The 19,049-nt window shown below is 62.1% G+C and carries 17 protein-coding genes; 13 read left to right on the top strand and 4 right to left on the bottom strand.

Annotation, left to right across the window (positions count from 1 at the left end):
• Positions 1-159 precede the first annotated feature (159 nt).
• The 10 genes from rnr (at position 160) to ATY02_RS04015 (ending at position 11,411) form a co-directional block, all read left to right on the top strand.
• Positions 160-2,760 (top strand): ribonuclease R, encoded by a 2,601-nt coding sequence (gene rnr / locus ATY02_RS03970; RefSeq protein WP_068576979.1) that lies wholly within the window; start codon positions 160-162, stop codon positions 2,758-2,760.
• Positions 2,757-3,512, top strand: a complete 756-nt coding sequence (rlmB, locus tag ATY02_RS03975) for a 23S rRNA (guanosine(2251)-2'-O)-methyltransferase RlmB (protein WP_068576981.1) — start codon at positions 2,757-2,759, stop codon at positions 3,510-3,512. Before rnr ends, rlmB begins: the two co-directional genes overlap by 4 nt.
• Positions 3,513-3,753: 241 nt before the next feature.
• Positions 3,754-4,179, top strand: a complete 426-nt coding sequence (gene rpsF, locus ATY02_RS03980) for a 30S ribosomal protein S6 (protein WP_022641809.1) — start codon at positions 3,754-3,756, stop codon at positions 4,177-4,179.
• 28 nt (positions 4,180-4,207) lie between these two features.
• Positions 4,208-4,438, top strand: a complete 231-nt coding sequence (rpsR, locus tag ATY02_RS03985; protein WP_002551829.1) for a 30S ribosomal protein S18 — start codon at positions 4,208-4,210, stop codon at positions 4,436-4,438.
• Positions 4,439-4,474: 36 nt separating this feature from the next.
• Positions 4,475-5,374 carry a hypothetical protein gene (locus ATY02_RS03990; RefSeq protein WP_068576983.1) on the top strand — a complete coding sequence of 300 codons (900 nt, stop codon included), beginning with the start codon at positions 4,475-4,477 and terminating at the stop codon, positions 5,372-5,374.
• 21 nt (positions 5,375-5,395) lie between these two features.
• On the top strand, positions 5,396-5,842 hold the full coding sequence (gene rplI, locus ATY02_RS03995; protein WP_007921484.1) for a 50S ribosomal protein L9: 447 nt from the start codon (positions 5,396-5,398) through the stop codon (positions 5,840-5,842).
• A gap of 123 nt (positions 5,843-5,965) precedes the next feature.
• Positions 5,966-7,363 (top strand): replicative DNA helicase, encoded by a 1,398-nt coding sequence (gene dnaB / locus ATY02_RS04000; protein ID WP_068577111.1) that lies wholly within the window; start codon positions 5,966-5,968, stop codon positions 7,361-7,363.
• A 181-nt stretch (positions 7,364-7,544) separates the two neighbouring features.
• Positions 7,545-9,842, top strand: coding sequence for a YgiQ family radical SAM protein (locus ATY02_RS04005; RefSeq protein WP_068576985.1), 2,298 nt, complete (start codon positions 7,545-7,547; stop codon positions 9,840-9,842).
• 178 nt (positions 9,843-10,020) lie between these two features.
• Positions 10,021-10,953, top strand: coding sequence for an NAD synthetase (locus tag ATY02_RS04010; protein WP_053132331.1), 933 nt, complete (start codon positions 10,021-10,023; stop codon positions 10,951-10,953).
• Positions 10,950-11,411, top strand: coding sequence for a hypothetical protein (locus ATY02_RS04015; RefSeq protein ID WP_068576986.1), 462 nt, complete (start codon positions 10,950-10,952; stop codon positions 11,409-11,411). Before ATY02_RS04010 ends, ATY02_RS04015 begins: the two co-directional genes overlap by 4 nt.
• A 30-nt stretch (positions 11,412-11,441) precedes the next feature.
• Here the strand turns inward: ATY02_RS04015 and ATY02_RS04020 are convergent, their stop codons facing one another.
• Positions 11,442-12,029: a TIGR00730 family Rossman fold protein gene (locus ATY02_RS04020; RefSeq protein ID WP_068577112.1), complete on the bottom strand. Its 588-nt coding sequence runs from the start codon at positions 12,027-12,029 to the stop codon at positions 11,442-11,444.
• 350 nt (positions 12,030-12,379) lie between these two features.
• On the opposite strand from ATY02_RS04020, the gene azu reads away from it, so the two are divergent.
• Positions 12,380-12,826 (top strand): azurin, encoded by a 447-nt coding sequence (gene azu / locus ATY02_RS04025; RefSeq protein ID WP_068576988.1) that lies wholly within the window; start codon positions 12,380-12,382, stop codon positions 12,824-12,826.
• A gap of 54 nt (positions 12,827-12,880) precedes the next feature.
• On the opposite strand, the gene nadE is transcribed toward azu, so the two are convergent.
• The 3 genes from nadE to ATY02_RS04040 form a co-directional block, all read right to left on the bottom strand.
• Positions 12,881-13,708, bottom strand: a complete 828-nt coding sequence (gene nadE / locus ATY02_RS04030) for an ammonia-dependent NAD(+) synthetase (RefSeq protein WP_068576991.1) — start codon at positions 13,706-13,708, stop codon at positions 12,881-12,883.
• Between the two features lie 3 nt (positions 13,709-13,711).
• Positions 13,712-14,926, bottom strand: a complete 1,215-nt coding sequence (gene pncB / locus ATY02_RS04035; protein WP_068576993.1) for a nicotinate phosphoribosyltransferase — start codon at positions 14,924-14,926, stop codon at positions 13,712-13,714.
• Positions 14,927-15,054: 128 nt separating this feature from the next.
• On the bottom strand, positions 15,055-15,948 hold the full coding sequence (locus tag ATY02_RS04040; RefSeq protein ID WP_068576994.1) for a LysR family transcriptional regulator: 894 nt from the start codon (positions 15,946-15,948) through the stop codon (positions 15,055-15,057).
• A 170-nt stretch (positions 15,949-16,118) separates the two neighbouring features.
• On the opposite strand from ATY02_RS04040, the gene ATY02_RS04045 reads away from it, so the two are divergent.
• Positions 16,119-17,609 carry an aldehyde dehydrogenase family protein gene (locus tag ATY02_RS04045; RefSeq protein ID WP_068576996.1) on the top strand — a complete coding sequence of 497 codons (1,491 nt, stop codon included), beginning with the start codon at positions 16,119-16,121 and terminating at the stop codon, positions 17,607-17,609.
• A 74-nt stretch (positions 17,610-17,683) separates the two neighbouring features.
• Positions 17,684-18,967, top strand: a complete 1,284-nt coding sequence (locus ATY02_RS04050; RefSeq protein ID WP_068576998.1) for an NAD(P)/FAD-dependent oxidoreductase — start codon at positions 17,684-17,686, stop codon at positions 18,965-18,967.
• Positions 18,968-19,049: the final 82 nt, after the last annotated feature.

Below are 19,049 nucleotides of genomic sequence, written 5' to 3' on the forward strand. Positions count from 1 at the left end.
CTGGGTTCGAAAAAGTTTGAAAAAAGTCCTTGGGGATAAACAGGAGTCTGTTTCTGAGCCAGGGAGGAGGGATTTCGGGCGTTGTCTGAGCCTGAAATTTCCCGTTTCAATACGTGTATGCCAAACTAACCGAGATATAGACAAGGTGAAATTTATCTAATGGCCGATTGGCAGTCCCTCGATCCCGAGGCCGCTCGTGAAGCGGAAAAATACGAAAACCCTATTCCTAGCCGCGAACTCATCCTCCAGCATCTGGCTGACCGAGGCTCGCCTGCTAGTCGCGAGCAACTGGTAGACGAGTTCGGCCTGACCACCGAAGACCAACTCGAAGCCTTGCGTCGCCGCCTGCGCGCCATGGAGCGCGATGCTCAATTGATTTACACCCGCCGGGGCACCTACGCGCCCGTGGACAAGCTCGACCTGATTCTCGGCCGTATCAGCGGTCACCGCGACGGTTTCGGCTTCCTGGTGCCGGACGACGGCAGTGAAGACCTGTTCATGAGTCCGGCCCAGATGCGCCTGGTGTTCGATGGCGACCGGGCATTGGCCCGTGTTTCTGGCCTAGATCGCCGCGGCCGTCGTGAAGGCGTGATCGTCGAAGTGGTATCGCGTGCCCATGAAAGTATCGTCGGTCGCTACTTCGAAGAGGGCGGTATCGGCTTTGTCGTCGCGGATAACCCGAAGATCCAGCAGGAAGTGCTGGTGACGCCAGGTCGCAATGCCAATGCCAAGATCGGTCAGTTCGTCGAGGTGAAGATCACTCACTGGCCGACCCCGCGCTTCCAGCCACAGGGCGATGTGATCGAAGTCGTAGGTAACTATATGGCGCCGGGCATGGAGATCGACGTTGCCCTGCGCACCTACGATATTCCACATGTATGGCCCGAGGCCGTCCTCAAGGAGGCCGGCAAGCTCAAGCCTGAAGTGGAAGAGAAGGACAAGGAAAAGCGTATCGACCTGCGCGACCTGCCCTTCGTCACCATCGATGGCGAGGACGCCCGCGACTTCGACGATGCCGTCTATTGCGAAGCCAAGCCCGGCAAGCTGCGCCTGTTCGGTGGCGGCTGGAAGCTGTATGTGGCTATCGCCGACGTTTCCAGCTACGTGAAGATCGGTTCGGCCCTGGATGCTGAAGCCCAGGTGCGTGGCAACTCGGTGTACTTCCCCGAGCGCGTGGTCCCGATGCTGCCGGAAGAGCTGTCCAACGGCCTCTGCTCGCTCAATCCCAAGGTGGATCGCCTGGCCATGGTCTGCGAGATGACCATTTCCAAGTCCGGTGAGATGACCGATTACCAGTTCTATGAAGCGGTAATCCACTCCAAGGCGCGCCTGACCTACAACAAGGTCAGTACCATGCTCGAGCATTCCAAGACCTCCGAAGCCAAGCAGCTGCGCGGTGAATATGCCGATGTGGTACCGCACCTGAAGCAGCTTTACGCGCTGTACAAGGTCCTGCTGGGCGCGCGCCATACCCGTGGTGCCATCGACTTTGAAACCCAGGAAACCCGGATCATCTTCGGTTCTGAGCGCAAGATCGCCGAAATTCGCCCAACTGCGCGCAACGATGCCCACAAGCTGATCGAGGAATGCATGCTGGCGGCCAACGTGGCCACCGCCGAGTTCCTGCAGAAACATGAGATTCCGGCGCTTTATCGGGTGCATGATGGTCCGCCGCCGGAGCGCCTGGAGAAGTTGCGGGCTTTCCTCGGCGAGCTGGGGCTGTCCTTGCATAAGGGCAAGGAGGGGCCGACGCCCAAGGACTACCAGGCGTTGCTGGAGAACATCAAGGACCGTCCGGATTACCACCTGATCCAGACCGTCATGCTGCGTTCCTTGAGTCAGGCGGTATACAGCGCGGACAACCAGGGGCACTTCGGCCTGAATTACGAGGCCTACACCCACTTCACCTCGCCGATCCGTCGTTATCCCGACTTGCTGACCCACCGGGCCATTCGCAGTGTCATCCACTCCCGGCAAGATACGCCTCATGTGCGTCGTGCCGGGGCGTCGAGTATTCCCAAGGCGCGGATCTATCCGTACGACGAAGTCACTCTGGAGCAGCTCGGTGAGCAATGCTCGATGAGCGAGCGTCGTGCCGATGAAGCCACCCGCGATGTCGTGAACTGGCTCAAGTGCGAGTTCATGAAGGATCGCGTGGGCGAGTCCTTCCCGGGAGTGATCACGGCAGTGACCGGTTTCGGGCTGTTCGTCGAGCTGACCGATATCTATGTCGAAGGCCTGGTGCACGTGACGGCCTTGCCTGGCGACTACTACCACTTTGACCCTGTGCACCATCGCCTGGCGGGCGAGCGCACGGGGCGCAGCTTCCGCTTGGGCGATACCGTGGAAGTGCGCGTCATGCGAGTCGATCTTGACGAGCGCAAGATCGATTTCGAGATGGCGGAAAAAACCATCAATGCCCCGATCGGCCGCAAGAAGCGCGGCGCGCCCGATGTGCCGGCGAGCAAGCCTGCCGAGGCTGCGCCCTCCAGCAAGCCGGCACGACGTGGCGCTGCCAAGGAAAAGGCGGGCGATGCCTACCGTCCAAGCGATGCTGCGGCGAAAAACGCCGAAGTGCGCAAGAGCCGGGAAATGAAACGGGCGTTGTTGGCTGAGGCCAAGAGTGGAGGCAAGGCCCCTGCTGGCAAGTCCAGCAAGCCGACCGCCGATAAACCCGCGAAACCGAGCAAGCATCGCAAGGGGCCGCCCAAGGCCGGTGCAAAGAGCAGTGGTGCACGTAAACCTAAGGCCAAGTCATGAGTCAGTTGGAAAAAATCTACGGCGTACACGCTGTGGAAGCATTGCTGCGCCATCATCCCAAGCGGGTCAAGCAGATCTGGCTGGCTGAAGGGCGCAGTGATCCGCGGGTCCAGGTGCTGCTGGACCTGGCTGGGCAGAACCGGGTTGCCGTAGGGCAGGCCGAGCGCCGTGAAATGGACGCCTGGGTCGAGGGTGTGCACCAGGGCGTGGTGGCGGAAGTCAGCCCGAGCCAGGTGTGGGGCGAAGCCATGCTGGACGAGCTGCTGGACCGTACCGAAGGGGCGCCACTGTTGCTGGTGCTCGATGGCGTGACCGATCCGCATAACCTCGGAGCCTGCCTGCGTACCGCCGATGCAGCGGGCGCCCTGGCCGTACTGGTGCCCAAGGACAAGTCGGCAACCCTGACCCCGGCTGTGCGCAAGGTGGCCTGCGGGGCTGCCGAAGTGATCCCGTTGGTGGCTGTGACCAATCTGGCCCGCACTCTGGAGAAACTCCAGCAGCGTGGCCTCTGGGTCGTCGGTACCGCCGGTGAGGCCGAGCAGGAGCTGTACGCTCAGGATCTGACCGGGCCGACGATCATCGTCATGGGGGCCGAGGGTAAAGGCATGCGCCGCCTGACCCGTGAGCATTGCGACTTCCTGGTGCGCTTGCCGATGGCCGGTAGCGTCAGCAGCCTTAACGTCTCCGTGGCTACCGGGGTCTGCCTGTTCGAGGCTGCGCGCCAGCGCAACGCCAAGGCCGCACGCAAGTAGCAAGCAATCGGCAAGTCATGGGCGGCAAGTGCTCCTGCTTGTCGCTTGAGGCTCATGGCTTGCAGTTGTTGTTCAAATATTCACCAATTGCCTTGCACCGCTGTTCCCCCTTCTCTACAATTGCGCCCCTTGCCGTGACGGCAGGCGCATATGTGCCTACTACCAGGCAAGACACACAAGTGTCATTCACTCCTTGTCTGACCGCTTATAGGCGGCAGGCTACAACCCGTAAGGAGCATTCATGCGTCATTACGAAATCATCTTTTTGGTCCACCCGGATCAAAGCGAGCAAGTCGGCGGCATGGTTGAGCGTTACACCAAGCTGATCGAAGAAGACGGCGGCAAAATCCACCGTCTGGAAGACTGGGGCCGTCGTCAACTGGCCTACGCAATCAACAATGTTCACAAGGCTCACTACGTGATGCTGAACGTTGAGTGCACCGGTAAAGCCCTGGCTGAGCTGGAAGACAACTTCCGTTACAACGATGCAGTGATCCGTAACCTGGTCATCCGTCGCGAAGAGGCCATCACTGGCCAATCCGAGATGCTCAAGGCTGAAGAAAACCGCAGTGAGCGCCGTGAGCGTCGCGACCGTCCTGAGCATGCTGACAGCGCCGATGGCGACGACAGCAATGACAGCGACAACAGCGATAACGCTGACGAGTAATCCACGGACCTTTTGAGGAGCCAATTACATGGCACGTTTCTTCCGTCGTCGTAAATTCTGCCGCTTCACCGCTGAAGACGTGAAAGAGATCGATTACAAAGATCTCAACACTCTGAAAGCCTACGTATCCGAGACCGGCAAAATCGTTCCAAGCCGCATCACCGGTACCAAAGCTCGTTATCAGCGTCAGCTGGCTACCGCTATCAAGCGCGCCCGCTTCCTGGCCCTGCTGGCCTACACCGACAGCCACGGCCGCTGAGACCGGGTAGTCGACAAGTAGTAAGGGATTGAATGCATGCGCGCCTTAGCTGAGTTCATCATGCGCGGTCGTGTGCAGGCCACTCTGGTAGTGGCTGGCTGTTCGGCATTGCCGTTGTTGTATTGGTTGGGTGCTGCCGCTGCAAGCCTTGTGCTGCTGCGGCGCGGGCTGCAGGGCGCCATGGGTGTCCTGGCTCTGGGAGTGCTGCCGGCATTGCTCTGGTGGCTGACGTTCGATGACCCGCGGGCATTTCTTGTGCTGCTGGGGTCTTCGAGTCTTGCGTTGGTTTTGCGCACAAGCGAATCCTGGACCCGCGTGCTGCTGGTCAGCATAGCGATGGGGTTGGTGTTTGCTGGTGTCTTGGGTGCGGCGTTCCGCCCCCAGATCGAAGCGCTGTCACAGGAACTGATCAAGATCCTGCCGATGGCCTTGGGTGAGGTGTACCAGCAGTTGTCGGTTGAAGAGCGAGCTCGCCTCGCTACGCTGATCGCACCGATCCTGACCGGCCTGATTGCGGCCTTGTTGCAAGCCATCAGCGTGCTGAGCCTGATTCTTGGGCGTTATTGGCAAGCTGTGTTGTACAACCCGGGTGGTTTTGGGCGCGAGTTCCGCGCCATCAGAATCCCCGTTGCACCAGCGATGCTCCTGCTGGCGTGCATGCTTGTTGGGCCGAACTTCGGACCTCAACTGGCCATGTTGACGCCGATGTGCAGTGTGCCGCTGGCTTTCGCCGGGCTGGCCCTGATTCACGGGCTGGTGGCGCAAGGGCGACTGGCCAGGTTCTGGCTGGTGGGGGTGTACATCACGATGCTGCCATTCATGCAGCTGGTCTATCCGTTACTCGTGGTCCTGGCCATTGTCGACAGCCTGATTGATTTTCGCGGACGTTTGGCCTCGAAAGATGCCGGTAACGGCTCCGCGAACGGTGAAGGTTAAAAGTTAAGAGGTTATTACCAAATGGAACTGATCCTGCTGGAAAAAATCGCCAACCTGGGCAACCTGGGCGATAAGGTAAACGTTAAGGCTGGTTACGGCCGTAACTACCTGCTGCCTTTCGGCAAAGCCACCGCTGCTACCGCTGCCAACCTGGCTGCGTTCGAAGCGCGTCGTGCCGAGCTGGAAAAACTGGCTGCAGAGAAGAAGGCTTCTGCCGAAACTCGCGCTGCGCAACTGGCTGAGCTGGAAGTGACCATCACTGCCACCGCTGGTGACGAAGGCAAGCTGTTCGGTTCGATCGGCACCCACGACATCGCTGACGCACTGACCGCCTCCGGCGTTGAAGTTGCGAAAAGCGAAGTTCGTCTGCCGAACGGCACCATCCGTAACGTAGGTGAGTTCGACGTAGCCGTGCACCTGCACGCTGAAGTCGAAGCAACCGTACGCGTTGTCGTGGTGGCTGCTTAAGCAGTACCAAATCGTCTGGCACCTTGTGTGGCTGACGGTTAACATCGGGCACGATCCTGTTCACAGGTCGTGCCCTTTGTCTTTCTGCCGAACCTGATTTTCACCCCCGAATTCCAAGTGGCCATGAACGATATCTCCGCTCCCGAGCAATACGATCTGCAAACCGCCGCCCTGAAGGTGCCGCCGCATTCCATCGAGGCCGAACAGGCCGTGCTCGGTGGTCTGATGCTGGACAACAACGCCTGGGAGCGAGTGCTGGATCAAGTCTCCGACGGCGATTTCTATCGGCATGACCACCGCTTGATCTTTCGCGCCATCGCCAAGCTGGCCGACCAGAACATGCCCATCGACGTGGTCACCCTGTCCGAACAACTGGACAAGGAGGGCCAGACCTCACAGGTGGGCGGGCTGGGCTACCTGGGCGAGTTGGCGAAGAACACCCCTTCGGTCGCCAACATCAAGGCCTATGCGCAGATCGTTCGCCAGCGGGCGACCCTGCGCCAGCTGATCGGTATCAGCAATGATATTGCCGACAGCGCCTTCAACCCCGAAGGCCGCACCGCCGAGGAGATCCTCGATGAGGCCGAGCGGCAGATCTTCCAGATCGCCGAAGCGCGTCCCAAGACTGGTGGCCCGGTCGGTGTCAACGAGCTGTTGACCAAGGCCATCGATCGAATCGACACCCTGTTCAATACTTCCGATGCGATTACCGGCCTCTCCACCGGCTATACCGACCTTGACGAGAAGACCAGTGGCCTGCAGCCGGCCGACCTGATCATCGTCGCCGGCCGTCCCTCGATGGGTAAGACCACCTTCGCCATGAACCTGGTGGAGAACGCAGTACTGCGTAGCGACAAGGCGGTCCTGGTGTACTCCCTGGAGATGCCAGGCGAATCGCTGATCATGCGTATGCTGTCCTCGCTTGGGCGGATCGACCAGACCAAGGTCCGTTCCGGCCAGTTGGACGATGACGACTGGCCGCGCCTGACCTCCGCGGTCAACTTGCTCAACGACCGCAAGCTGTTCATCGACGATACGGCGGGTATCAGCCCTTCGGAGATGCGGGCCCGGACCCGACGCCTGGTGCGTGAGCATGGCGATATCGGCCTGATCATGATCGACTACCTGCAGTTGATGCAGATCCCGGGCTCCAGTGGCGACAACCGGACCAACGAGATTTCCGAGATCTCGCGTTCCTTGAAGGCCCTGGCCAAGGAGTTCAACTGTCCGGTGGTGGCATTGTCCCAGCTCAACCGTTCCCTGGAGCAACGTCCCAACAAGCGCCCGGTGAACTCCGACTTGCGTGAATCCGGAGCGATCGAGCAGGACGCCGACGTGATCATGTTCGTGTACCGGGACGAGGTGTATCACCCGGAGACCGAGCACAAGGGTATTGCCGAGATCATCATCGGCAAGCAGCGGAACGGCCCCATCGGCTTCATCCGCCTGGCCTTCATCGGCAAATACACGCGCTTCGAAAACCTGGCTCCGGGCAGCTACAACTTCGACGACGACGAGTAGCCGCATCTCGCCCGGCACTGGCTGAATGGGGCGGGGGCACTGGTCTTCTCGCCGCTGATTGCCTCGACCATGAATTCCGACTGGCGCAGTCGGAATTGGTCATTTTTTGTGCTATATTCCGCGCCCGCGAATTCCCCTGTCATTCAGCGCGTCCCTATCTGCGCCAACACCGGTCATCGACATGCAAGCAGCCAAGCCGTTATTCGACTATCCAAAGTACTGGGCCGAATGTTTCGGGCCAGCACCATTCCTGCCCATGAGCAGGGAGGAGATGGATCAGCTCGGCTGGGATTCCTGCGACATCATCATCGTCACCGGCGATGCCTACGTCGATCACCCGTCCTTCGGCATGGCGATCATCGGCCGGCTGCTGGAGGCCCAGGGCTTTCGCGTAGGGATCATCGCCCAGCCCAACTGGCAGTCCAAGGACGACTTCATGAAGCTCGGCGAGCCGAACCTGTTCTTCGGTGTCGCGGCAGGCAACATGGACTCCATGATCAACCGCTACACCGCCGACAAGAAGGTCCGCTCCGACGACGCCTATACCCCAGGTGGCCTGGCGGGCAAGCGTCCGGACCGCGCCAGCCTGGTGTACAGCCAGCGCTGCAAGGAAGCCTACAAGCACGTGCCGATCATCCTCGGCGGCATCGAGGCTTCCCTGCGTCGAATCGCCCACTACGACTACTGGCAGGACCGGGTGCGCAACTCGATCCTGATCGATGCCTGCGCCGACATCCTGCTCTACGGCAATGCCGAGCGCGCCATCGTCGAGGTGGCCCAGCGCCTGTCCTATGGCCAGAAAATTGAAGACATCACCGATGTGCGCGGCACCGCGTTCATTCGTCGTGACACGCCCAAGGACTGGTACGAAGTGGACTCCACCCGCATCGACCGTCCGGGCCGGATCGACAAGATCATCAACCCCTACGTCAACACCCAGGACACCGCCGCCTGCGCCATCGAGCAGGAAAAAGGCCCGGTAGAGGACCCTAACGAAGCCAAGGTCGTGCAGATCCTGGCCAGCCCGAAGATGACCCGGGACAAGACCGTGATCCGCCTGCCGTCCATGGAAAAGGTGCGTAACGACCCGGTGCTCTACGCCCACGCCAACCGTGTATTGCACCTGGAGACCAACCCGGGCAACGCCCGCGCCATGGTGCAAAAGCATGGCGAGCAGGATGTCTGGTTCAACCCGCCACCGATTCCCATGACCACCGAAGAGATGGACTACGTGTTCGGCATGCCCTACCAGCGCATTCCGCACCCGGCCTATGGCAAGGAAAAGATCCCGGCCTACGACATGATCCGCTTTTCGGTGAACATCATGCGCGGCTGCTTCGGTGGCTGTACCTTCTGCTCCATCACCGAGCACGAAGGGCGGATCATCCAGAACCGCTCCGAAGAGTCGATCATCCGCGAGATCGAAGAAATTCGTGACAAGGTTCCGGGTTTTACCGGGGTGATCTCCGACCTTGGCGGTCCTACCGCCAACATGTACCGCATCGCCTGCAAGAGCCCGGAAATCGAATCCGCGTGCCGCAAGCCATCCTGCGTGTTCCCAGGTATCTGCCCGAACCTGAACACCGACCATTCGTCGCTGATCCAGCTGTACCGCAGTGCCCGCGCCTTGCCTGGCGTGAAGAAGATCCTCATCGCTTCCGGCCTGCGTTATGACCTGGCGGTGGAATCGCCGGAATACGTCAAGGAGCTGGTGACCCACCACGTCGGCGGCTACCTGAAGATCGCCCCGGAACACACCGAGGAAGGTCCGCTGAACCAGATGATGAAACCTGGGATCGGCACCTATGACCGCTTCAAGCGGATGTTCGAGAAGTACTCCAAGGAGGCGGGCAAGGAGCAGTACCTGATCCCGTACTTCATCGCCGCCCACCCGGGCACTACCGATGAAGACATGATGAACCTGGCCCTATGGCTCAAGGGCAACGGTTTCCGTGCCGACCAGGTGCAGGCGTTCTATCCGTCGCCGATGGCCAGCGCCACCGCCATGTACCACTCGGGCAAGAACCCGCTGCGCAAGGTCACCTACAAGAGCGACTCGGTAACCATCGTCAAGAGCGAGGAACAGCGCCGTCTGCACAAGGCGTTCCTGCGCTATCACGACCCCAATGGCTGGCCGATGTTGCGCGAGGCCCTGCTGCGCATGGGCCGTGGCGACTTGATCGGTTCGGGCAAGCAGCAGCTGATCCCGGCGCACCAGCCGTCTACCGACAGCTACCAGAGTGCCCGACGCAAGAACTCGACACCGGCCGGCAGCCACAAAGTAGCCAAGGAAACCCGGATCCTGACCCAGCACACCGGCTTGCCGCCGCGTGCCAGCGATGGTGGCAACGCCTGGGACAAGCGCGAACAGGCCAAGGCCGCAGCCTTCGCCCGCAACAAGCAAGCTGCCAAGGAGCGTGCCGACGCAGCCAAGGGCAAGGGCAAGAAGCCGACCCGCAAGCCGGTAGTGCCGCGCTGATACAACAAGACGCCAGCTATGAAGCTGGCGTCTTGCTTTTTCTCCCAGGGATTTTTAACGGGCACAGGGCAACAAAAGCCTGGCGCTTTGTTAAGGTTGACGACCTGCATTGAGCGTGACGCCCAGGTGGCCTCAAGCCATCAGGCAACCATCCACCGCCAGACCAAGGACGAATCTCGTGGCCAGCGTTATCGACGGAGTCATCAGGGACCTCAACATCACCCAGGTCCTCGCCCGCCAGCGAATCGAAAGCCAACTCAACCTGCCACGGCTGTTCGCCGCCATCGATACCGATCCCGCGATCGCCGGGGCGGGGGTGGTATACATCGACGCCGACTTCAACGTGATCACCCTGCGTGAGTTCAGGCCGATTTGCAGCATTACGCCCAAGCGCGTGGTCCTGCGGGAAGCCAAGAGGTACATCGCGCCCCAGCAGTTCGTCGACCAGGTGAAGAACAACCCCCGCGAGTCGCGCCTGGCGACCGAGTCCTTCAATACCTCGCTGTCCTGTGCCGCCGCGGTAATCGGCTGGCTGGTGGTATTCAGCGGCACCGTTGCCGTGCCCTTCACCGCCGGCGCCAGCGCCTGGATGGTGGCGCTCGGGGTGTCGGCGGCGGTAGCCGGGACCGCCCAGTGCGTGATCGGCGGGGCGCGGGTGATCAACGAGATCCAGGACCCGGCGGCCAACGACCGGATGGACGATGCCGAGTGGTACACCATCGTCTCGCCGATTCTCGATGGCATTTCCCTGGTGGGCGTCGGGGGTTCCGCGCTGACCACGGTCAAGCTGCTCAAGGCCAGCAAGGCGGCCAATACCGGCAAGAGCTGGACCCAGTTGCTCAAGGGGCTCAACCGCCAGGAGCGGGCCAGGCTGACCAAGGAGCTCTTGACCCTGCGCGATCCGAGCCTGACCCCCAAGTTGCTGAAGCTCAAGCAGCGCACCGAAGGATTGACCAAGCGCTATTCGACGACGCAGATCAGGCACGCGACCCTGACGCAGATGCAAGATGCCCTGGGCGCGGTTCTGAGCACCACCGGCAGCATCCGCTCCGGCAACCTGGGCACGGCGAAAACCCTGGCCGTAGGGCTCTATGAGGAGTTCGACGAATGATCGGCGGGGGCAGCATGCGCGAGTTCCTGGCGCGGTATTTCCCGACCTTCATGCTCACGGTGCTGCTGGGCTGCTTCAGTGCATCGCTGCTGTTGTCGCTGGCGCAAGTCACCTACTGGCGCGGCATGGCACCAGAGCAGAGCAACGACTACATGGGCCTGGGCCTGCTGGTGCTGATCCTGCTGTTGGTGGTGGGTAACCTGCTGGTGGTGCGCGGCATCGCCTGGGGTGTGTGGCTGGTGGCTGGTTACTTCGCCCTGTGCCTGGTCCTGGTGGCGCCGATGTTCCAATACCATCCGCACCAGGGCATCTATCTGGCAGGGCTGCTATTGCCCTTGCTGGGGCTGTTGCTACTCAACAGCCAGCGCCATCGGCAGATGCGTGAAAAGCTGCTGGAGATCCGCCACCAGCGTCAACGCCTCAAGGTGTCGTTGAAGCCCCAGCGCAAGCGCCCCTGATAATCACGGTGGGGCGCCTGGGGAAGTGGTTCAGCTCGGCTTTGAGTCGACCCACTTGGCAGAAACCGAAGGTTGCCAGGCGCTCAGGGCATCCAGCAGGCCGGCCGGCGACTGGTTGATCTGCAGCATCTGGCGGTGCGCAGTACTGACGAAACCCTTGCCGACGATATGGTCGAGGAAGCCGCCGAGCTTTTCATAGAAGCCATTCACTTCCAGCAGCCCCAGGGGCTTGCGGTGGTACCCCAGCTGGCCCCAGGTCCAGACTTCGAACAGTTCTTCCAGGGTGCCAAGGCCCCCGGGCAGGGCGATGAAGGCATCGCTGAGTTCGGCCATGCGCGCCTTGCGGGCATGCATGCCATCCACCACTTCCAGGCGGGTCAAGCCGTTGTGGCCGATCTCGATGTCTTTCAGGCTTTGCGGAATGATGCCCACGACTTCTCCGCCAGCGGCCATGGCCGCATCGGCGACGATGCCCATCAGGCCCACCGCGCCACCGCCGTAGACCAGGGTCAGGTTGCGCTCGGCAATGGCCCGGCCCATGGCCTGGGCAGCTTCGCGATAGGCAGGATTGGCGCCAGCGCTGGCGCCGCAGAATACACAGACTGAAGTTAACGGCATGTCTTGCTCCCAGCTCAAAGATCGCCTCAGGGTAAAGGCTCCATGAGCTGCGTCCAAGCATTAAGCGTCGTGTTGTGGCGTCTCGTAAGTACCGCTGGCACCGCAAGCGTAGGCGGCGAGCAAGCTGCGAAACAGGCTGTTGAACGACATGATCCAGGCTCCGGTGAGGTGATGGCGGTGATTCTAGGGACGGCTCCCGGGGCTGGCTGCTTGATTGTTTCGATCGGCCTGATAGCAGAGAGTTGTATACAGTTTCTTGATGCAAATCATAGGCAGTAGCGAGAAATTCAGGCAGTCTTGGCTCCCATGGATTCAGATGGATTTTGTTAACCCTGCCTTGGAGATTCACCATGTTTGCCAAACTCGTTGCAGCATCCCTGTTGACACTGGCCAGCAGCCAACTGATGGCCGCCGAGTGCAAGATCGACGTCGACTCTACCGACCAGATGTCCTTCAGCACCAAGGAAATCACCATCGACAAGAGCTGCAAGACCTTCACCGTGAACCTGGGCCACTCCGGCAGCCTGCCGAAGAACGTCATGGGTCATAACTGGGTACTGAGCAAGACCGCAGACATGGCTGGCATCGCTGCCGACGGCATGGCCGCTGGCATCGACAAGAACTACCTGAAGGAAGGCGACACCCGCGTCATTGCCCACACCAAGATCATCGGTGCCGGTGAAAAGGATTCGGTGACCTTCGACGTGTCCAAGCTGACCGCTGGCGAGAGCTACCAGTTCTTCTGCTCGTTCCCTGGCCACAACTCGATGATGAAAGGCGCCGTGATCGTGAAGTAATCAGGCCGGCTGCAAAAAAAAGCGCCCCGAGGGGCGCTTTTTTGTGCCTGTCGTTCAGGGCGCGAAGGGCATGACCCGCTTGTGGTGGGTCTTGCGATAGGTGTCGCAGATGATCTTGAAGGCTTCCTCGCGTACCGGCTGGCCGTGCAGGAAGGCATCGATCTCGGCATAGGTGACGCCGTGGGAGGCTTCGTCCGGCTTGCCCGGCGACAGGTCCTCGAGATCGGCGGTGGGGATCTTCTCCACCAGCGACTCGGGGGCCCCGAAATACCGGGCAATGGCCCGGACCTGGTTTTTCACCAGGCCGCTCAGGGGCGCCAGGTCGCAGGCGCCGTCGCCGAACTTGGTGAAGAAGCCCATCACGGCCTCGGCGGCATGGTCGGTACCGATCACCAGGCCCTGGGTGGCGCCGGCGATGGTGTACTGGGCGACCATGCGCATCCGCGCCTTGGTGTTGCCCAGTACGAAGTCCCGGGACACCGCGTGCTGGCCTTCGAAGGCTGCCACTTCATGGGCCAGGGCCTTGACCGCCGGGCCGATGTTCACGGTGTGGCGCTCGTCGGGGTTGATGAAGTCCACCGAGGCCTGGGCGTCGTGCTCGTCGAACTGCGTCTCGTAGGGCAGGCGCACGGCGATGAAACGGTAATGCGGGTCACCGCTGCGCTCACGCAGCTCACGCATGGCTCGCTGGGCCAGCAGGCCGGCGGTCAGGGAGTCGACACCGCCGCTGATGCCCAGTACCAGGGACTTGAGGCCGGAATTGACCAGGCAGTCCTGAATGAAGCGCACGCGCCGGGCGACTTCCGCTTCCAGGGCGGCATGGTCGGGAAAAGGTGCTTGGACCTTGAGCTGCTGCGCAATCTCAAGCTGTACGGCTTGCATGATTCACTCCTTGCCAGGTTGGGCAGGTACTTGGAAAACGTGGCGCAAATAGGCGACGAAGTTCGGGTCCTTGCAATGGGTCTTGCCCGCTTCGTCGGAGATCTTGGCGACGGGCTGGCCATTGCAGGCGGCCATTTTAAGCACGATGCTCATCGGCTCGACACCGGGGATGTCACAGGTCAGGTTGGTGCCGATGCCGAAGCTGACATTGATCCGCCCGCGCAGCGCCCGGAAGATCTCCAGGGAGCGGGGCAGGGTCAGGCTGTCGGAGAACACCAGGGTCTTGCTCATCGGGTCGATGCCCAGCTTGTGGTAGTGGGCGATGGCCTTTTCCGCCCAGAGGATCGGGTCCCCCGAGTCATGGCGCAGGCCGTCGAACAGCTTGGCGAAGAACAGGTCGAAATCCCCCAGGAAAGCATCGGTGGTGATGCAGTCGGTCAGGGCGATGCCCAGCAGGCCCCGGTATTCGCGGACCCAGCAGTCGAGGGCGGCGATCTGGCTGTCGATCAGCCGTGGTCCCAACTGCTGGTGGGCCATGATCCACTCGTGGGCCATGGTGCCCAGGGGCTTCATGTTCAGCTCCCGGGACAGGTGCACGTTGCTGGTGCCGACGAAACGCCCGGGGAAATCGTGCTTGAGCACATTCACCACTTCTTCCTGGACTCGGTAGGAGAAGCGCCGGCGAGTGCCGAAATCCGCCACTTGCAGCTCGGACAACTCTTCGCTGCTGGCGTTGGCAGTCAGCCAGTCGAACTTGCGGTACAGCTGCTCGCGGGCCTGCACCAGTTGGACTTCCCGGTAGCGGTAGCGATTGCGCACCTCGCTGATGATGGCCAGCATCGGCACTTCGAACAGGATCACGTGCAGCCAGGGGCCGCGCAGGCGGATGAACAGCTCGTCGTTCTCGATACCGGTGTGCACATAGCGCAGGTTGAAGCGGAACAGCCCGAGAAAACGCAGGAAATCCGGCTTGAGGAAGCTGATGCGCTCGAGAAAACCCAACTGGTCGGCACTCAGGCTCAGCTCGGCCAGGTGTTCGAACTGGTAGCGGATCTCCGCCAGGTAGGGCCGCAGGTCCTCGCTGTTACGGCAACGAAACTCCCATTCCACCTCGACGTTGGGGTAGTTGTGCAGCACCGCCTGCATCATGGTCAGTTTGTAGAAGTCGGTGTCGAGCAGGTTCTGCACGATGCGATCGGCAAACACACTCTCGCTCATAATGGGAATCTCCATGCTGGCCGCGACTGACAGGTGCGGCGCTCAGCTCTTTCAGTGAAGGCGCTAGTGGCGCATAGACGTCCTGGGCTTTGCCAGTTTTTTTTCGCGCCTGGGTTCATATCGGACGACTACTGATCGATCCGCTCCAGCATCCAGCGCACGAAGTCGCGGACCTTGGGGACTTCCGCCGAATGCTCGGGGTAGGCCAGGTAGTAGGCATCCTGGCTGGGCATGGCGTATTCCCAGGCGATCACCAGCTTGCCCTCGGCCAGCTCTTCCTCCACCAGGAACCGTGGCAGCAGGGCCACGCCACAGCCGACCTGGGCGGCACGAATGCACATGTAGAAGGTTTCGAAGCGCGGGCCGTGATAGCTGTGCTCGGTCTGGTAGCCCTGTTGCTCGAACCACTCGTGCCAGCCCTGGGGGCGCGAGGCGTTCTGCAGCAGCACCAGGTCGGCCAGCTGCCGGGGATCGGTGAGCGGTTCGGCCGGCAGGCTGTCGGGGGCGCATACCGCCACCAGCTCCTCGCTGAACAGCTTCAGGCTCTCGGTACCGGGGCGCGCGCCCTGGCCGAAGTAGAACGCCAGGTCGCTGTGGCCCTGGAGCAATTCGTCGGGCTCCTGTTCGTTGCACAGGTCCAGGTGGATATGCGGATGGCGCAGGCGCCAGCCCTTGAGCCTTGGCACCAGCCAGCGCGCGCCGAAGGTGTAGGGCGTGGAGACCCGCAGCACTTCGGTCTCGCCGCCGTAGGAGCGCAGGTAGTGAGTGGACATTTCCACCTGGGTGAGGATCTTGCGCACTTCCACCAGGTACAGGTCGCCGGCCGGGGTCAGTTGCAGGCGCCGGCGTACGCGGCGGAACAGCAAGTGCTGGAGCAGTTCCTCCAACTGCGCCACCTGCTTGCTCACCGCGCTCTGGGTCAGGTTCAGTTCCTCGGCCGCGCGGGTGAAGCTCAGGTGCCGGGTCACGGCCTCGAAGCATTGCAGGGCCGTGATCGATGGCAGGTAGCGTTTGTTCAGCATGGCTTGTCCTTGTTCTTATCGGTGCCGGGGGCCGCTCCAGCATGAATAAACGGAATGATATCTCGCTTAAAGGTCGTTTGTTGGCAAGTCTGCGGCCAGCTACAACTACAGGTCTCGACGACCGCTACGGCGGTCCTGGTCTTTCGCTTGCCATTTGTAAGGAGTCACCCATGGTTGCCGCATTGCTTGATCGTCTGGGCGTGAACCCGGCCCTCTACCAGTCGGGCGCACACCCTGTGCATTCGCCCATCGACGGCAGCCGGATCGCCGCGGTGAACTGGCAGGGTGCCGCCGAAGTGGAGCAGCAGGTCAGTCGCGCCGAGCATGCATTCGCCCTTTGGCGCAATGTCCCGGCCCCTCGTCGTGGCGAGCTGGTACGTCAATTCGGCGAGGTGCTGCGCGAGCACAAGGCCGACCTTGGCGAGCTGGTGTCCTGGGAGGCCGGCAAGATCACCCAGGAAGGCCTGGGGGAAGTGCAGGAGATGATCGACATCTGCGACTTCGCCGTCGGCCTGTCGCGCCAGCTCTATGGCCTGACCATCGCCTCCGAGCGCCCTGGTCACCACATGCGCGAAACCTGGCATCCACTGGGGGTGGTGGGGGTGATCAGCGCCTTCAACTTCCCGGTGGCGGTCTGGTCCTGGAACACCGCCCTGGCCCTGGTCTGCGGTAACCCGGTGATCTGGAAGCCCTCGGAAAAGACTCCGCTGACCGCCCTGGCCTGCCATGCCCTGCTGGAGCGGGTGCTGAAGAACTTCCAGGACGCCCCTGAGTACCTGAGCCAGGTGATCATCGGTGGCCGCGATGCGGGCGCCGCGTTGGTGGACGATCCCCGTGTGGCCCTGGTCAGCGCCACCGGCAGCACCCGCATGGGCCGTGAAGTGGCACCCAAGGTCGCCGCGCGCTTCGCCCGCAGCATTCTTGAATTGGGGGGCAACAACGCCATGATCCTCGGGCCCAGCGCCGACCTGGACATGGCCGTACGCGCGATCCTGTTCAGCGCCGTCGGCACCGCCGGCCAGCGTTGCACCACCCTGCGCCGGCTGATCGCCCATGAATCGGTGAAGGAGGAGATCGTCGCTCGCCTCAAGGCCGCCTATGCCAAGGTGCGCATTGGCCATCCGCTGCAAGGCAACCTGATCGGCCCGCTGATCGACAAGCACAGCTTCGAAGCCATGCAGGACGCCCTGGAGCAGGCCCTGAGCGAGGGCGGCCGGGTGTTCGGCGGCCAGCGCCAGTTGCAGGACCAGTACCCCAACGCCTACTACGTGTCGCCGGCGATCGTGGAAATGCCCGAGCAGAGCGACGTGGTATGCAGCGAGACCTTCGCCCCGATCCTCTATGTGATCGGCTACCAGGACTTCGACGAGGCCCTGCGCCTGAACAACGCCGTGCCCCAGGGCCTGTCCTCGTGCATCTTCACCACCGATGTGCGTGAGGCCGAGCGGTTCATGTCGGCGGTGGGCAGCGACTGCGGCATCGCCAACGTCAACATCGGCCCCAGCGGTGCGGAAATCGGTGGCGCCTTCGGTGGCGAGAAGGAAACCGGCGGCGGGCGCGAGTCCGGCTCCGACGCCTGGCGTGGCTACATGCGCCGCCAGACCAACACCGTCAACTACTCCCGCGAGTTGCCGCTGGCCCAGGGCATTACCTTCGACTGAGCCCCGCGTGGCACGCCTGCCAGCCGGGCGTGCCAGGGGCGGTTGGTCCATGTGGGTTGATTTCGGAGTTGGCGATGGCACTACAAGAACAATGTCTATGGGAACGATTGACTCCGCAACGGCCTGACCACGCACCGCTGCGGGGTGAACAGACGGCGGACGTCTGCATCATCGGTGCCGGCTTCACCGGTTTGTCGGCGGCGGTGCATCTGCTGGAACAGGGCAAGCGGGTCTGCGTGGTGGAGGCCCAGCGTGTCGGGCAGGGGGGCTCGGGGCGTAACGTCGGCCTGGTGAATGCCGGCATGTGGATTCCACCGGACGAGATCGAGGCCGGTTTCGGCGAACAAGTCGGCAGCCAGCTCAATCGCATGCTTGGGGCGGCGCCGTCGCTGGTGTTCAGCCTGGTGGACAAGTACCGCATCGATTGCCAGTTGCGCCGTGAGGGCACCCTGCACATGGCTCACAACGCCCGGGGCGAGGCCGACCTGCGCAGCCGCGAGCAGCAATGGAAGCGTCGGGGCGCGCCGGTGGAGTTGCTCACCGGGGCGGCCTGCGAAACCGCCACCGGGACCCGGAAGATCGCTGCGGCCCTGCTCGATCGCCGGGCCGGGACCATCAACCCCATGGCCTATGTCAGCGGCCTGGCCAAGGCCGCGGCCGACCTGGGCGGCCGGTTGTTCGACCACTCCCCGGTAACCCGCCTGGAACGCCAGGGCCAGCGCTGGTCGGTGCAGACCGACCAGGGTTCGGTGCTGGCCGAGCAAGTGGTGATCGCTTCCAACGCCTACACCGAGGGCGACTGGACCGAACTGCGGCGCAATTTCTTCCCAGGCTACTACTACCAGGTGGCCTCGGTGCCACTGACCGAGGCGGCTGCCCAGCAGATCCTGCCCGGTGGCCAGGGTTCCTGGGATACCCGCCAGGTGCTGAGCAGCATCCGCCGGGACGCCGAGGGCCGGTTGCTGCTGGGCAGCCTGGGCAACGGCAACCAGAAACCCTTGTGGTTCCTCAAGGCCTGGGCCGATCGGGTGCAGCAGCATTACTTCCCCTACCTCAAGCCCGTGGAGTGGGAGTGCACCTGGACCGGCTGCATCGCCTTCACCCCCGACCACCTGATGCGCCTGTTCGAGCCGGCCCCGGGGTTGGTGGCCGTCACCGGTTACAACGGCCGTGGGGTGACCACCGGCACCGTAGTGGGCAAGGCCTTCGCTGACTACCTGTGTAACGGCGACCCACAGGCCCTGCCGATTCCCTTCGCGCCCATGCAACCCTTGGCAGGGGCGTCCTTGCGCAGTTGCCTGTACGAGGCCGGATTCTCCCTCTACCACGCCGGCCAATGCCTGCGCATCGTTATCTGAATGAGGAAATAGACAGCCGTTAACGACGCTTTTCGATGCAGCGACTAGCCTGTAGTGGTGCGGCTCGTAGCAGTTGCGCACC

This window comes from Pseudomonas sp. BIOMIG1BAC, assembly GCF_001705995.2.
In the GTDB taxonomy this organism is placed as follows: domain Bacteria; phylum Pseudomonadota; class Gammaproteobacteria; order Pseudomonadales; family Pseudomonadaceae; genus Aquipseudomonas; species Aquipseudomonas sessilinigenes.

Excerpts from the sequence above, each read along its gene's own strand:
- ATY02_RS04050 (WP_068576998.1), top strand. The coding sequence starts at position 17,684 with ATGGCACTACAAGAACAATGTCTATGGGAACGATTGACTCCGCAACGG.
- ATY02_RS04040 (WP_068576994.1), bottom strand. The coding sequence starts at position 15,948 with ATGCTGAACAAACGCTACCTGCCATCGATCACGGCCCTGCAATGCTTC.
- ATY02_RS04020 (WP_068577112.1), bottom strand. The coding sequence starts at position 12,029 with ATGCCGTTAACTTCAGTCTGTGTATTCTGCGGCGCCAGCGCTGGCGCC.
- ATY02_RS04005 (WP_068576985.1), top strand. The coding sequence starts at position 7,545 with ATGCAAGCAGCCAAGCCGTTATTCGACTATCCAAAGTACTGGGCCGAA.
- pncB (WP_068576993.1), bottom strand. The coding sequence starts at position 14,926 with ATGAGCGAGAGTGTGTTTGCCGATCGCATCGTGCAGAACCTGCTCGAC.
- nadE (WP_068576991.1), bottom strand. The coding sequence starts at position 13,708 with ATGCAAGCCGTACAGCTTGAGATTGCGCAGCAGCTCAAGGTCCAAGCA.
- rpsR (WP_002551829.1), top strand. The coding sequence starts at position 4,208 with ATGGCACGTTTCTTCCGTCGTCGTAAATTCTGCCGCTTCACCGCTGAA.
- ATY02_RS03990 (WP_068576983.1), top strand. The coding sequence starts at position 4,475 with ATGCGCGCCTTAGCTGAGTTCATCATGCGCGGTCGTGTGCAGGCCACT.
- ATY02_RS04045 (WP_068576996.1), top strand. The coding sequence starts at position 16,119 with ATGGTTGCCGCATTGCTTGATCGTCTGGGCGTGAACCCGGCCCTCTAC.
- rlmB (WP_068576981.1), top strand. The coding sequence starts at position 2,757 with ATGAGTCAGTTGGAAAAAATCTACGGCGTACACGCTGTGGAAGCATTG.
- ATY02_RS04015 (WP_068576986.1), top strand. The coding sequence starts at position 10,950 with ATGATCGGCGGGGGCAGCATGCGCGAGTTCCTGGCGCGGTATTTCCCG.
- azu (WP_068576988.1), top strand. The coding sequence starts at position 12,380 with ATGTTTGCCAAACTCGTTGCAGCATCCCTGTTGACACTGGCCAGCAGC.
- dnaB (WP_068577111.1), top strand. The coding sequence starts at position 5,966 with ATGAACGATATCTCCGCTCCCGAGCAATACGATCTGCAAACCGCCGCC.
- rpsF (WP_022641809.1), top strand. The coding sequence starts at position 3,754 with ATGCGTCATTACGAAATCATCTTTTTGGTCCACCCGGATCAAAGCGAG.
- rplI (WP_007921484.1), top strand. The coding sequence starts at position 5,396 with ATGGAACTGATCCTGCTGGAAAAAATCGCCAACCTGGGCAACCTGGGC.
- rnr (WP_068576979.1), top strand. The coding sequence starts at position 160 with ATGGCCGATTGGCAGTCCCTCGATCCCGAGGCCGCTCGTGAAGCGGAA.